This is a genomic window from Photobacterium galatheae (genome assembly GCF_000695255.1).
GTDB lineage: Bacteria > Pseudomonadota > Gammaproteobacteria > Enterobacterales > Vibrionaceae > Photobacterium > Photobacterium galatheae.
Genome location: NZ_JMIB01000040.1, coordinates 13,061 through 27,657, shown reverse-complemented (window position 1 = coordinate 27,657; position 14,597 = coordinate 13,061). Strand labels below are relative to the sequence as shown.

Annotated in this window: 11 protein-coding genes; 6 read left to right on the top strand and 5 right to left on the bottom strand. The window is 48.8% G+C overall.

Going from position 1 to position 14,597, the window contains the following annotated elements:
• Positions 1–39 precede the first annotated feature (39 nt).
• Complete coding sequence (locus EA58_RS18960; RefSeq protein WP_036756606.1) at positions 40–1,011, top strand: calcium/sodium antiporter; 972 nt, start codon at positions 40–42, stop codon at positions 1,009–1,011.
• Positions 1,012–1,305: 294 nt separating this feature from the next.
• Positions 1,306–3,846: an Ig-like domain-containing protein gene (locus tag EA58_RS18955; protein WP_036756603.1), complete on the top strand. Its 2,541-nt coding sequence runs from the start codon at positions 1,306–1,308 to the stop codon at positions 3,844–3,846.
• Positions 3,847–3,939: 93 nt separating this feature from the next.
• Here the strand turns inward: EA58_RS18955 and EA58_RS18950 are convergent, their stop codons facing one another.
• Positions 3,940–4,875 (bottom strand): universal stress protein, encoded by a 936-nt coding sequence (locus tag EA58_RS18950; RefSeq protein WP_036756599.1) that lies wholly within the window; start codon positions 4,873–4,875, stop codon positions 3,940–3,942.
• 223 nt (positions 4,876–5,098) lie between these two features.
• Here EA58_RS18950 and EA58_RS21760 point away from each other — a divergent pair, with 223 nt between their 5' ends.
• Positions 5,099–5,257, top strand: a complete 159-nt coding sequence (locus EA58_RS21760; RefSeq protein WP_161781082.1) for a hypothetical protein — start codon at positions 5,099–5,101, stop codon at positions 5,255–5,257.
• 28 nt (positions 5,258–5,285) lie between these two features.
• Here the strand turns inward: EA58_RS21760 and EA58_RS18945 are convergent, their stop codons facing one another.
• The 4 genes from EA58_RS18945 to EA58_RS18930 all read right to left on the bottom strand — a co-directional run bounded on the left by EA58_RS18945 (position 5,286) and on the right by EA58_RS18930 (position 10,387).
• Entirely contained in the window at positions 5,286–6,245 is a 960-nt protein-coding gene (locus EA58_RS18945; protein WP_051642237.1) for a YeiH family protein, read from the bottom strand.
• A gap of 135 nt (positions 6,246–6,380) precedes the next feature.
• Positions 6,381–6,704, bottom strand: coding sequence for a YdbL family probable chaperone protein (locus EA58_RS18940; RefSeq protein ID WP_036756597.1), 324 nt, complete (start codon positions 6,702–6,704; stop codon positions 6,381–6,383).
• A gap of 18 nt (positions 6,705–6,722) precedes the next feature.
• Entirely contained in the window at positions 6,723–6,938 is a 216-nt protein-coding gene (locus EA58_RS18935) for a YnbE family lipoprotein (RefSeq protein ID WP_081819762.1), read from the bottom strand.
• A gap of 47 nt (positions 6,939–6,985) precedes the next feature.
• Positions 6,986–10,387 carry a YdbH domain-containing protein gene (locus tag EA58_RS18930; protein ID WP_036756594.1) on the bottom strand — a complete coding sequence of 1,134 codons (3,402 nt, stop codon included), beginning with the start codon at positions 10,385–10,387 and terminating at the stop codon, positions 6,986–6,988.
• Positions 10,388–10,745: 358 nt separating this feature from the next.
• On the opposite strand from EA58_RS18930, the gene EA58_RS18925 reads away from it, so the two are divergent.
• From EA58_RS18925 to EA58_RS18915, 3 genes are all read left to right on the top strand, one after another.
• Complete coding sequence (locus tag EA58_RS18925) at positions 10,746–12,023, top strand: NRAMP family divalent metal transporter (protein ID WP_051642236.1); 1,278 nt, start codon at positions 10,746–10,748, stop codon at positions 12,021–12,023.
• 172 nt (positions 12,024–12,195) lie between these two features.
• Positions 12,196–13,620, top strand: coding sequence for a TolC family protein (locus EA58_RS18920; RefSeq protein ID WP_036756661.1), 1,425 nt, complete (start codon positions 12,196–12,198; stop codon positions 13,618–13,620).
• A 1-nt stretch (position 13,621) separates the two neighbouring features.
• The gene (locus EA58_RS18915; RefSeq protein ID WP_036756591.1) at positions 13,622–14,596 is read left to right on the top strand and encodes an HlyD family secretion protein; all 975 of its coding nucleotides are present in this window, start codon (positions 13,622–13,624) and stop codon (positions 14,594–14,596) included.
• Position 14,597 lies beyond the last annotated feature (1 nt).

Here is a 14,597-nt window from a genome sequence, read left to right as displayed (position 1 = left end):
TTGAACGTTTTTTTGTTAAACATTGGGATGTAACTACTTATGATCATTGCATCATTCGCCATATTGCTGGGGTTTGCGTTGTTAGTCTGGAGCGCAGATCGGTTTGTCGACGGTGCGGCTGCCAGTGCGGGCCACATGGGCATGCCCCCCTTATTAATCGGTATGGTTATTGTTGGGTTTGGTACCTCTGCGCCTGAAATGGTGGTGTCCGCAATGGCCTCCCTTGATGGCAATCCAGAGCTTGCTTTGGGGAATGCGCTGGGTTCCAACATTATTAATATCGGTTTAATTCTGGGGATTACCGCAATCATCGCCCCCATCGCTGTCCAGTCAAATATCCTTCGTAAAGAACTACCTCTGCTGATCCTGATTGGCCTGTTGGCTGGTGGATTACTTTGGGACGGACAACTGACGCGAATTGAAGCCATTGTGTTGCTCTCTGGCTTTTTCATTCTCATTGGCTGGTCAATCTATTCCGGTTTAAGGAATAAAGGGGATGCACTGGCAACAGAAACCGAAAATGAGCTGAACGAGCAGGACATGCCACTGAAGAAAGCACTGATGTGGCTAGTGATCGGTCTGGTGCTTCTGGTGGTGAGTTCCCGGATTCTGGTCTGGGGCGCTGTGACCATTGCTCAGTCTCTGGGGGTCAGCGATCTGATCATCGGCCTGACAATTGTCGCCTTGGGTACATCACTTCCTGAGCTGGCGGCATCGGTTATGGCAGCGCGTAAGGGAGAGCATGACATTGCGATTGGTAACGTTGTCGGTTCTAACATGTTCAACATTCTGGCTGTGATTGGGATTGCCGGCGTGATTTCACCGATGACCAGTATTGGGGCCGAAGTGTTTGCCCGTGACTGGCTGGTCATGATGGCACTGACTGTAGCATTGGTCCTGATGTGCTTCGGTATCCGGGGGCCAGGTCGCATCAACCGCTTTGAAGGTTTTTTGTTGTTAGTCGCGATATCTGCTTATAACTTATTTTTAGTCAGTACAATCACAAGCTGATTATTTTTCCAAACAGAAAAAGGGTGGTCAGTCTGACCATCCTTTATTCTTTTCAGACCTTTCTGCATTCCCATTCCCCATCACAAATCGTGATCCACATACCTAATTGGCTGTCGGAAAGCCATCTCGCTTCGTGTGAAACTGAGAGTTGCTTAAGGAATACACAAATTTATTTTTGTCTTATTTATCATCATATAGAAAGTCGTTCATGATGATTACGCATAATTTGCTCGCCAAATGAAGCAAATATCTTTTTTAGGATATCTATCCGTTTGAGAGAATAGGACGTTCATCATGCGTAAAACTCTGATTCAGACAGCTGTCGTGGTTGGGCTCGGCAGCCCACTTTCTGCTTATGCTGTTGATTGTACTTCTTTAGCAGTATGGGCCAATGATGCGGCTTATCAAGGTGGTGCTCAGGTCCAGCACCAGAATCACGCTTACCAAGCGAACTGGTGGAACCAGGGCAAAGACCCGGTCCAGTATTCTGATCCTTATGAAGAGTGGTCTTCGCTTGGTGCCTGTGATGTGGCCGGAGGGAATCAACCCCCAACGGTGACACTGACATCTCCGTTGAACAATGCACAGTTTGGCGTGAATCAGACCATCACGCTGACTGCAGATGCATCGGACAGTGACGGTCAAGTGGCAGATGTTACTTTCCAGGTGAATGGTCGTGTTATAGGTAATGATGACACAGCGCCGTATTCTGCCTCATGGAATACGGTTGAAGGTAACCATACAGTCACGGCTGTTGTCACGGATAATCAGGGAGCCAGTCGTTCGGACTCTGTGTCTGTTTTCGTGAAAGCTGAAGGGAATAATCAGCCACCGAGTGTGACAGTAACGAACCCGACCGCGTCTTCGCAAATTGCTGAAAGTGACGTGGTCACGCTGAGTGCGAATGCAGTTGATCAGGATGGCACAGTCACTGCGGTTGAATTTTATGTTGATGATCAGTTGGTGGGTTCAGCAAATGCAGAACCTTTTCAGGTGAACTGGACAGCAACGACCGGTATCCATCAATTCAAATCTAAAGCGATCGATGATGCAGGCGCGGTCACCTGGAGTGCTGTGGTGACTGTTGCGGTTTCAGGTTCTTCGTCTGGTGGATGTGCTGGTGTGCCGGTTTACAAAGCGGGAACCAGCTATCAGGCAGGCGATATCGTTCAGAACTTGAATGACAAATACCGTTGCGATGTCGCGGGCTGGTGTTCTTCGGATTCTGCGTGGGCTTACGAGCCAGGATCCGGGTTGTATTGGGCGGATGCCTGGACAGCGCAGGGGATTTGTACAGTGGTGCCGACCGTGACATTTACCACCCCTGTTGATCATGCAACTGTCCTTCAGGGTGACGCTGTCACTTTGGCGGTGGATGCAACAGATGCAGATGGTGCCGTGACGCAGGTTGAATTCTTTGTGGCGGGTCAGAGTCTGGGCGTTGACACTTCAGCACCTTATTCAGCGTCATGGACGGCGACGGGTGTCGGTGCCGTCAATCTTTCTGCGGTCGCAACCGATAATGAGGGCAATACCGGTCACGCGGGTGTGCTGGTCAATGTCAGTGATGCACCTTTGGTGGTGACACTGACTTCTCCGGCATCCGGAACAGCGGTCGGTCTTGGGAAGTCGGTTGTTGTTTCTGCCGATGCCGCTTCGCTGAACAGCACGGTCAGTCAGGTTGAATTTCTGGTGAATGGTTCGGTGATCGCAACCGATAAAACCTCACCATACAGCATCAACTGGACACCGGGCGCAGTCGGGAGTTATACCGTGTCTGCCAAAGCCATTGATGCCAGTGGGTTGAGTGTGATCTCTTCGGCTGCCACAGTAAACGTGTTGGCACAATCTGCGAAAAAACATCAGTTAATTGGTTACTGGCATAACTTTGTCAATGGCGCTGGATGCCCAATGAATCTCAGCGAGATGTCGGATGCCTGGGACGTGATTGATATTGCTTTTGCTGAGAATGATCGCAGCAGTAACGGTACAGTGCATTTCAATTTGTACAGTGGTGATATTCATAGCAGTTGTCCGGCGTTGGATCCACAAACGTTTAAACAGGATATGGCAGCACTTCAGGCGCAAGGGAAGAAGTTTGTCTTGTCGCTGGGGGGCGCTGAAGGCACGATTACCCTCAATACGGATGCTGATGAAGCTCATTTTGTTTCAAGTCTGACAGCGATTATCAATGAATGGGGATTTGATGGCCTGGATATCGATCTGGAAAGTGGTTCAAACATGGTTCACGGGTCGCAAATTCAGGCGAGACTCCCGCGTGCGCTGAAACAGATAGAAGCCAATATGGGTGGCGATATGTACCTGACGATGGCACCGGAGCACCCTTATGTTCAGGGTGGCATGGTGGCTTACTCTGGAATTTGGGGGGCTTACATTCCATTGATTAACGCGCTGCGTGGAACTCTGGATTTGCTGCATGTTCAGTTGTACAACAATGGTGGATTACCAAACCCTTATACCACAGGCGCAGCACCTGAAGGTTCAGTTGATATGATGGTCGCTCAGTCAAAGATGTTGATTGAAGGGTTCACGCTGGCAAATGGTGAGCAGTTTGCGCCATTGCGTGATGATCAGGTCGCGATCGGTCTGCCATCTGGCCCAAGTTCCGCCAATTCGGGTCAGGCGCCCACACAGAATATTCTGGATGCCCTGGACTGTCTGACTGTCGGAATCCATTGTGGCGCTGTGGTTCCTGCTTTCAATTACCCGAACTATGGTGGTGTTATGACCTGGTCAATTAATTGGGACAAACATGATGGCTATAATTTCTCTGGTCCTGTCGGGGCGAAGCTGGATGCTATGAACGCTCAGTAATGAAGCCAAGCCATTTTGAAAATGAATCACGGGCTGGTGTTCAGCCCGTTGTTCTGTCTGGTGTGCTGATTTTGTCCTGATATTCAGCCTGAATTAATAAGCTTTGATGTCGGTAACAAAGCCCTTGGGTTTGAGGGCAAGGATTGAACAACGTGTGTTTTGTACAATGTCTTCAGCAGTATTCCCCATGATAAAACCGGGAATGCCTGTTCTGGCCACAGTCCCCATGACCAGCAATTCAATCGCTTCTTGAGCGATAATGTCCGGAATACAGTGTTGAGGCAGACCTTTGGGATGACAGGTCTTGATTGGGCCAGTGATGCCAGAAAGTGCTAACAGTGCATTAAATTTGTCGAGGTGTTTTGTTTCAGTGCGTTGTATGGATTGTTCGAGTTCAGATTCTGGGACATGAATAAATGGATTACTGGAAATTTCCTCGTAAGGAAAATTCCAGCAGGAGATGACCGTCAAACTTCCGTCACAGTCATTGGCCAGGAGACGTGCTGTTTGCAACAGTGCGATATCGAGATCCGTTTCGGCCTGACTGTCGCTGTCTGCATCAATGGCCACAGCGACATGAACCTGTTTCTGCGGGTGAGCGATGGGTCTGCATAACCAGACGGGGCAGGGACACTGACGAAGCAGTTCCATGTCCAGCGCTTTTAATCCGCTGTCAGGCTGCGTGAGTGCTGCGGTTTTAATCACCAGATCAAAATCTTCACGAAGAACACTCTGTATCACCAGTGTCGCCGGGATCTGACTGCTTTTCACCATGATCACTGGCATGAGGCTAGCTGTCTGGGGAGGTAATCTGGTTTTGGCCTGTTTCACGAAATGTTTGGTTTTCTCAATGAGCGCCTGTTCCCAGTTTGCCTGATAACTGTCCAGCGTTTCGGGTAAATCCGGGTAAGTGATAAGTATGGTCAGTTTGCCCTGAAAGGCGCTCGCCAGGCTAAGCGCTTGTTGAAGCCCTTGTGTTTCATCCTGAATGCCGTCGCTGATGTAAAGAATGTTTTCAAATCGCCGCATAACAGAGCGCTCCTCGGACAGTTAAATATGGCTACTTTTATCCTAGACGAAAGTGTGAAAACTGAAGAAACGCTTCTTGATGCAATGTGATTGAAATAAGAAAATTCCCTTAACTACTTTTGGTTATAACAAATCCTGCTTTCTTAGTGTGAAAGGGTATTTTCCCGCTTCAGTGCGTATCAACAATAATGTGTTGATGTAAAGAGGCAAAGAAGTGAAGCAGATGGACAAGAAAGTGAAATGGGTTGTGGTTGTATTGGCGCTGACGATGGGGTCGCTGATGACCACTGGTCTATGGAGTGCCTTGCTGAGCCTGACTGCTTTTTCGTTACTCTTTGCTCTGGTTGCCCGAACGGCATGGCGTAAAAGCAACCAGAATTAAGGCAGTCGCCCGAACCTTTTGATATCGATTAACTGCCAGTCAAACCAGACAATATCGCCAGCAGTGACCCACAACCGATTGTCAGCCAAAGCAGAACCCCGAGTAAGAGCGGTTTTGCTCCCGCAGCGCGCAATTTCTGTACCGTAATACCAGCCCCAATCATAAACAGACAAACGACCAGGACACGCTTCGAGAGCGAAAAGATGACTTGGTAGAGTTCTTTGAACTGCGGCAGCCAATGTGCGATGCCGATGGCAACACAGTAGTACAGAATAAACATGGGTACTGAGAGCTTGTTCTCTTTGCTCTTGAAGAACAAGGCGCTCAGAAAGGCCAGTGGAATAATCCAGAGTGCCCGGGCAAGCTTGAGTGTCGTGGCCGTGATCAGAGCTTCATCGCCATAGGCCCCCGCTGCCCCGACAACCGATGAGGTATCATGAATGGCAATGGCAGCCCACATGCCAAATTCATGCTGAGACAGGCTCAGCAGATGACCGATGGTTGGGAAAATAAAAAGGGCGATGGAATTCAGAATAAAAACAGTCGCCAATGCCAGTGATGTCTGGTGGCTATTGGCCTGTATGGCGGGAGAGACAGCGGCAATAGCACTCCCGCCGCAGATAGCAGTTCCTGAAGCAATCAAATGACCTGTTTTTTTATCCATTTTAAACAGGCGAGTCAGCAATGCACCCATGAGTAGCGTCAGAACAATTGATGCCAGGATTAATCCAAGACCTGACTGACTGGCTTCAAGGGCGACATCCAGCTGAATGCCGAATCCCAAACCAATAATCGCGGCGGAAAGGAGTTGTTTGGTGATCGTCGCAATCGGAATGTCTGTCGGCACCAGCCCTAAGGTTGCGAGCGAAAATCCAAGAATCAGAGCAACCGGTGAGTTGATGATAGGGACGAGACAGACCAGGGCACTAAGCCAGAAAATCGGATAGCGGGTGATCTGTTGTCTGACGAAAGCAGATTGAAACAACATGTTTGGGCAGCACATAAGAAATGGTGGCTGAAGTATACCCTGTTCTGTCGCTGAAATTCACTGCCAGATCTGAGTGTTGAAAGGTTGTTTGCAAAAAAATAGCAGCTCAACGGGAAGCCATTGTCGTGTCAGCAGCTATTTTTTCACCCAGAGCCCGCTGGCATTCTGGTAAAAATGGCCCGGTTCGGTTCTGTCGATTGCTTTTTTGTAGGCGAGGCGTGAGACTTCAGACACGGTGAGCCCGTGAGAAACAGCAATACGTTGATAGCTCTCTTTGCGTTCTGTGTTGACTTGTTGAATCAGCTGACGAACTTCAGTGGATGGTGACAGTGTCACGGCGGCAACATACCCTGTATTCGCTTCACCGACGAGCCCTTGCGCCTTGGCTTGCTGCAAATCAATCGCAAGCACATTGGCACAAAAGAAGAGAATGGCAACATAGGTCAGCAAACGTTTCATGACTGACTCCCCGCCTTGTCAGAAGACTTCGTCATCACTGAATAGGTCATCAATTTCCTTATCAACTTTAATACGAATTTCATGTTCAATTTTGACATTCAGATTGACTTCAATCGGTTTATCCGACGCAGCAACCTGAACTGTTGGTGTACAGCCAGTCACCCCAAAAGCTGTGAGGATGAGTATTGCTGCCAAACAGCCTGTCATGCAGTAATACTTTAACTGAATATCCATGGGCTTCGACCTTTTCAAGTCATTTGCAACAAATTTCAGCGCAAAATCTATTTTTCGAGACCAAGTTGCTTCACAAACATGCGCTCGAACTCAGCGGCATTGATTGTGTTGAGCGTTTTGATCAGGGCCGGGATGTCATCTTGTATGTTCAGGTTGATGTTGACCGGTCTGCCATGCAGGAAGTCTGGGTTATGGCCTTTGAACCTTGAACTGGCATTTAATTGACCATCCTTTGAATAGTCTATATCAATGGCAAGAGAGTCGTATTGATAATTTCTGAGAATCCCCGCGATGACTTTGAGGCTGTTTGTATCGCCAGATTTGATATTTTCATCAATGGGTGATCCTTGCTGATAGCGAAGAATACCGCCGGGACTTCTTGAAAATAAAGTCCCTTTTTGGATGACGGGTTTGCCGTCTTGAATGCGGATAGGCAACATGCCATCCAGTATCCCGGTGAGTTCGATATCTTTTGCGTCAAATAAATCCATTAATTTCTTAAGATTGAGACGCTGAATGCGCAAGGGAATGACATCAATATTCGTCAAAGATGAACTGCTCACCTTCTGAGTACTGAGGTAACCGCCTAACACGCTCGCACTTACCCGGTGAAGGGTGTAATCAGGCTTTTGGGTATTCCACTCGCCACTCAGGATAATGTCCTGAAACAGCGTTCCCGCAAAGAGCCACCCCGTATGCAGTGTCAGTGGTTGACGACTGCGAATCGTGTTGTTGCGAATCAGGCTGGTCAGCGAGAGGTTCAGATCTGCAAAATGAATGTCTTGATAATGACCATTCAGGTGCTCTGTGAAGATGTCCAGCGAACCAGACCAAAGCTGGTTCTCCAGCGTGAGATCAGCAATGACTGTCAGGCGGCCATTATTGAGATCCAACCTGACAGGGAACTGAGGCAGGTAAAATTTCTGGAGGCTTTGCACACCGGTGAAGGTGAGTGGCTGCGGAAAAATCTGAAAACGAGTTTTCCCCGATGGCAAGGCTGACGTGATTTTGAAGCGAAGTAACGGAGAGCGCTGCGCTGCGCTCAGACGGCCTGACATCATGAATTGCTCTGGCTGGGCTGTGAGTGAACCTTGGCTCTTTACAGCAGGGAAGTGCTGATCATTCAGGTTGAAGGAGAGCGCGGTATCATAATCACTTTTCAATGCCCATTGGTGATGACTTTGGTGACGACTGAACTCTGCCCGGAACTGGCTCAGGCTGACCGTCATATTGCCTGCCGCATGTTGAACCGGTTGATGTGACGTTTTAGGGATACGCTTCGGTTTGCGTTTAGCGATAGTTTTTGAGTCGACCGGATGAACACTGCTGAAGTCTGCACTCAGATCGATGGAATGTCTGTCCGATTCGATTCGCCACGTCGAGAAAGGCGCAGAGCTGTCATCAGAGTTGTCAAAGGAAGAGACGAAGCTGATGTTTGGGATACGGAGTGTGGGTCGATTCAGCGTATTGTTCTGATGCGCTGCTATATCGGGTAAGTTGATACGCTCGGCCTGAGCGAAGAGATCTGAAACGGTCACCTGTAATGTCTTGTTTGCTATCTGTGCCTGAATGTTTTGCGAAACCTTCAGTGCTTTCGCTGAGACTGGCCCAATATCAAGATTGTCTGCTGTGAGATAGTCTGCTGTGATCTGCACGGCAGTGTCAGCTTCACAGCGGATGAGGCGCAATAGACTGGACTGCTCTGAGAATGGTATACGGCAGGCGAACGCTTTCAGGTCAATCTGGCTTTGGGTCTTTGGCGTTGGTTTTTGTAGAGCCTGAAGCTCTGGGATCAAGTGTGTCATCGCGAGCTGTTCCTGTGCAGAGAGTGAGATCTGTGCTTGCTTGGGATTCAGCCGAAGATCCCATCTCCAGGTACCGTCATGCGTGATGCTTATCTGAGCCGGATGCTGCTCAAGGCGATGGTTGCTTTTGGCAGAGGCGTCTTTTTTGGCAGAAGTATCTTCGGGGAATGTCAAAGAGAGATGTTCAGGCCCCTGAATTTCAACGTCATAATGCCAGTCGGGTTGTTCGGTATTCGTTTCTGCTATTGCGTGGGCTTGCGCTGAATCGTGATGTTTCGCAGTCACCGTCAGTCCCTGTGATGTTGAACCTGCGGTATCAATCCCACGGATGTTGAATTTGCGCATGATGTCAGTGACATTGTCACTTTCACATGCGATTTGCTGTGGAATGTCAGAAGAAAATAACCAGTCTGCATCACAGGAAAACAACATGCTCTGTCTCTTATCCTGTTCTGCTGCATTCAGAAGTTTGAGTGAGAACGATGTGGTTTGCTTGGCCGATGCAAGGAAATCTACATCAAAGGGTAGCGATGTTTTTACACCTGCATCCAGCATGCCATTGAGAGAAAAACGGGTGGCTTCCGGTTCTTTCTTGAATGCCAGCCGGGACTGCGACAGGTATCCCGGGATGGTCAGGTGTTCGACATCAATTTGTTTTGCGGGAAGCTGATAGAGCAGCGCCGTGAGTTGCCCGAGTTGCGGCTGAACCGGATTTTCAGAGGCTGGCTGCATGAGCAATATCGTGGGATCCCAGTTGATGTACTGAGCACGAGCGACGAGGCTATTCGCCGGTGATGCAATATCGAACGTGATGTCTAATTGCTCAACACTCTCATGATTTGTTTTCTTACTCGCTGTTTTCTTACTCGTTGTTTCCTCACTTGTTGTCTGGCGACTTGTTGGCTTTTGGGGAATGAGCTGACCCACGGATAAGTGGAACGGTTGGGATGTCTCTGTGTGCTGAAAGGAAAAATTCAGCGCTTGAAAATTTATCGGATAGTTTTCTGTGCGGTTGGCAATCGGGACGGGCACGCTTATCTGGCCGCTGCCTGACTGAACCCAGATCTGAACATTGGGTGATGTTGTGACTTCTATCTGAATGTTCTGAAGTCGCTGCTTGTAGCCTGCGTCTGACGCGGGGGTATTGAATATGGTGACGGCAGTATTTGCGCGAAAAAGAAAGTGTCCTTTTGCCAGTGCGCCCTGGCTGACGAATGAGACGTCCTCCAGTGTGGCGTCTTTCCCAATCAGTTTTATCTGAGCGAGTTGGTTTTTGAGTTGACGTGAAGGCCGGAGTTTCATGTGCTGGGCTTCAATCCGCCAGTGCTGTTGATCTGATGTCTGGAAAGTCTTGTCCTGATGCGGGGAGGACGATTTTGACAGCACAACGTTTCTGAGTTCAATTTTTGTCTCATGAATATTGAGGATCAGTTGTTTGATCGACAGACCGTGTGGCGATAAGCCAATGCCAGAGATGGCATGGAGCTGGATGCCCTGTGCGGTCAGCCAGAAGGTGCTGAGTAAAGCGATCACAGTGATGACACAAGCGCTGATGGCGAGCGTCAGTAAGAACCCTCGCCGGAAACGACGCAGGTATATTCTTGTTCGGGTTTGCTTGCCAGCAGCATGGTTGTCAGAGGACATATTGGCTCAAGCGTTGAAGACAGACTTATGGTGCTTTCTTTACAAGCATAATCTGAAGCGCGAACGAATGAGAAAATTTGAAGCGAGTCAGCAATGTCTGGCACGCTGATTGAGGAGTATGCAGTGTTACGATTCTTATCATGTAATCAATCATTTATAGGGATATTTTTTATCGTTTTTTTGGGGCTATCTTCAGAATGAACTGATGTGAACAGATCTGAAAGTAGATTAATGTGCTTTGTGTTGGCTATAGATAGTGAGTTGCACTAATTGTTGTCGAATGAGGGGATTGCATAAGTGATTTAAACCTGAGACAAATAAGTTCATTACTATAAAAAACTACAAAGGACGTATTTGCATGTCAGACACAACATCAAACCCGCCACAGGTCCGTTCGGGCCATGGCATCAAGCAACTGATCAAATCTCTGGGGCCAGGGATCATGATGGCGTCAGCAGCCGTCGGCGGTTCTCACCTTGTCGCCTCAACCAAAGCCGGGGCCATTTATGGCTGGCAATTGGCTGCAATTATTCTGCTCGTCAATCTTTTTAAATACCCTTTTTTCCGAGCCGGCATTCAATACACCATGGGAACCGGCAAAAGCCTTGTGGAAGGGTATGACGGCATGGGACGAGGCTACCTGCTGGTTTTCTTTGCCCTGAATCTGATCTCAAGTATTGTCAATACTGCGGCGCTACTTCTGTTCAGTGCCAGCCTGCTGGGTTATTTCATGCCAGGAGAACTGCCACTGTCTGTTTTATCTGCGATGGTGCTGGCCGCTTGTTTGATGATTCTGATGGCAGGGCACTATAAAGCGCTGGATGGCTTGTCGAAAGTGATCATGTCGGTTCTGGTGATTGCAACGATCGCTGCTGTGGTGATTGCGGCCGGGAATGGCAGTGTTGCGCCCGTTGATTATGAAGGGCCATCAGCCTGGACACTGGCGTCTTTCGGTTTCATTGTGGTCATGATGGGCTGGATGCCAGCGCCGATAGAGATTTCCTGTCTGACTTCTCTTTGGTTGAAGAGCCAGCGTCAAGAGCAGACTGTGACGGCACGCTCCGCGTTGTTTGATTTCAATGTGGGTTATATCGGGACTGCGATTCTGGCCATTGTGTTTCTGTCTCTGGGGGCATTGGTGCTTTATGGCTCCGGGACGGAGCTGAAGGCATCGGGGATTGGCTTTTCGCACCAGCTAGTGAGCATGTATGCATCGACCATTGGTGAGTGGTCTCGCTATCTGATTGCAGTGATTGCGTTCTTCTGTATTTTTGGTAGCACGATTACGGTGATCGACGGCTACTCCCGTGCTTTGGCAGAAGCTCAGTTGCTGATTCAGAAAAAACCTTTGGCACAGAATCGTTATCTGAATGGCTGGATGCTGGTGGTCAGTGTGCTGGCTATGGCTATCATTCTGTTCTTCACTTCTGCACTGATGCCCATGATGAATTTTGCGATGGTGCTGGCATTTATGACAACGCCTGTTTTCGCTTATTTGAATTATCGTTTGTTAAGCAGTGCAGCTTTACCTGCAGAGATGAAATTAAGTCGTGGAATGAAGTATCTCTCTTGGGCCGGTCTGGTTTATTTGTATGGTTTTCTTGCCGCCTTTATCTGGTGGAAATGGTTCATGTAATCACTTTTTCAATGATTGATGAAAGCCCTCGCATGAGGGCTTTTTCATTTGATATGCTTTTAAAACAGCATGTTGTGACCGTCCATCCAAGAAATATGCGCGTGAAGCTTGTGTTATAGAGTAATGACTCTAAAATGAACACTGCCGTTCTTGAGGTATGAAGGATAAAAAAATGATAGTCAGCCCGCCCAAGGCTAAACCCTTTTCCCTTGCGTTACTGATCAGTGCTCTGTGTTTTCAGGCACAAGCTGCTACTGTGAGTTTTGATGATGCCTGGCAGCGTGTACGAAACCACAACGATGAACTGGCCGCTGAAAAAAGTAATGTTGAAAAAGCTGAGCATTTACAGGAAGCGTCTCGCGCTTTGTCATTACCCCGTGTCACAGTTTCAGCGAATTACACTTACCTGGACGATCCGATTCAGATAGCGCCTTCCGATATTATTGCCAGCACGCCAGCAGGGAATAGTCAGGCTGCAAGCATGCTTTTGCAGTCGTTGCACATGACATCAGCACAGCTTGATAAATTATTCACTTCTCAGCTGACAAACAGAGATATTCTGACCAGTTCTGTTCGTGCGGTCTGGCCGGTATTTCTGGGTGGACGCATTATGGCTGCTCAGGATATTGCCAAGGGCAAAACGCAGGAAGCCAAGTACATGCTCGAAATGAAAGAGCATGCCAAATTTGAAGATTTGTCGAACTATTATTTTGGCGTGGTGCTGGCTCAGCAGGTACTTGAAACACGTCAGGAAGCGGAACAAGGGCTCGAAAAGCATTACAAAAATGCGCTTAAGATGGAAGCACAGGGGCAGATTGCCAAAGTTGAACGTCTTCAGGCGCAGTCTTCTTACGACAAAGCCCGTGTTGAGCGTTTGAAAGCACAACGGAATCTGGAAATTGCGCAGGTTGCATTAACCAAAATGCTGAAATTGCAAACGCCGGCAACGCCCACCACCGCATTGTTTGTGAATGAAAGTTTACCGGACATGATGACCTTCCTGAATCAAACACTGAGTGATTATCCGGGGCTGCATATTCTGGATGCCAAGAAACGTCAGGCGAGTGGTGCGTTGGATGTTGAGAAAGGTAAATACTATCCGGAAGTTTTTGTTTACGGGAATTACAACCTTTATGAGGAAGACACACTTGCCGCCAAAACCGCACCCGACTGGGCGATTGGTGTTGGCGTAAGTATTCCGTTACTGGACTCGTCGGGCCGGTCAGACAAAGTCAAAGCCGCCCATAGTGCGATGACTCAGGTCAATTACCTGAGAGCTCAGGCAGAGCAGGACTTAACGGTACTGGTTGAGAAAACCTATCGCGAGGCATCACAGGCGCTTGAGGAATATGAAGGTCTGGCTTCAAGCGTTGCGCTTGCAGAAGAAAGCGTCTCTTTACGTGAAAAAGCCTTCAGTCAGGGGCTGTCAACGTCTCTGGATGTCGTTGATGCAGAGTTATATCTGGCAAGTGTGAAAACCCAGCGTTTGTCTGCGGCTTATCACTATGTCACCGCCTTATCACGTCTCCTGGCCGTCAGTGGTGGCATCAATACCTTCGACGATTACGAAAATTACAAAGGACTTAAGGTTAACTGAGATGAGCAAGTTGAAAACTCTTGCAGTGGTTTTACCCGCTGTGGCACTGACAGGTTGGTTGGGTTATCGCTTTTGGGTGGCGTATCAGCCACAACCGGAACGTTTACAGGGACAAATTGAGGCCCAACAGTACAACATTTCTTCAAAAGTGGCTGGCAGGATTGACCAGGTGCTGGTGCGAAAAGGCGATAAAGTGAGCGAAGGTCAGTTGATCTTTACCATCCTCAGCCCGGAAATTGATGCCAAACTGGAACAGGCAAAAGCCAGTCAGCAAGCGGCCGGCGCGATGGCTGATCAGGCAGAGAATGGCGCGCGTGCTCAGGAAGTTGCGGCAGCTCAGGATCAGTGGCAGAAAGCGAAAGCGGCATCTGCACTGAGTGAGAAGACTTATCGCCGAGTAAACAACCTGTATCACGATGGCGTGGTTGCCGAGCAAAAACGGGATGAAGCCTATACCCAATGGCAGGCTGCTCTTTATACCGAGCAAGCAGCATTTCAGATGTATCAAATGGCGAAAGAAGGTGCCCGTGAAGAAACCAAGCGTGCTGCTCAGGAGCAGGAACGCATGGCCGCCGGTGCTGTTGCTGAAGTCGAAGCTTATGCAGCCGATACCAAAATTTCAAGCTGGCATAATGGTGAAGTCAGTCAGATCTTATTGCACGATGGCGAACTCGCACCACAGGGATTCCCGGTTGTGAACATTGTCGATCTGGATGATGCCTGGGCTGTATTCCATGTGCGTGAAGACCGATTGAAAGATTTTGCCAAGGGGAAAACCTTTGCTGCGCGGATTCCTGCACTGGGGGAGAGCAAATACGAGTTTCAGGTCACGCATTTGTCGGTGATGGGAGATTTTGCAACCTGGCGGACGACCGATGCTCAGCAAGGGTTTGATATGCGTACATTCGAAGTCGAAGCACGGCCAACTCAGCCAGTCGATGGATTGCGCGTTGGTATGAGTGTATTGGTAGAGTGAT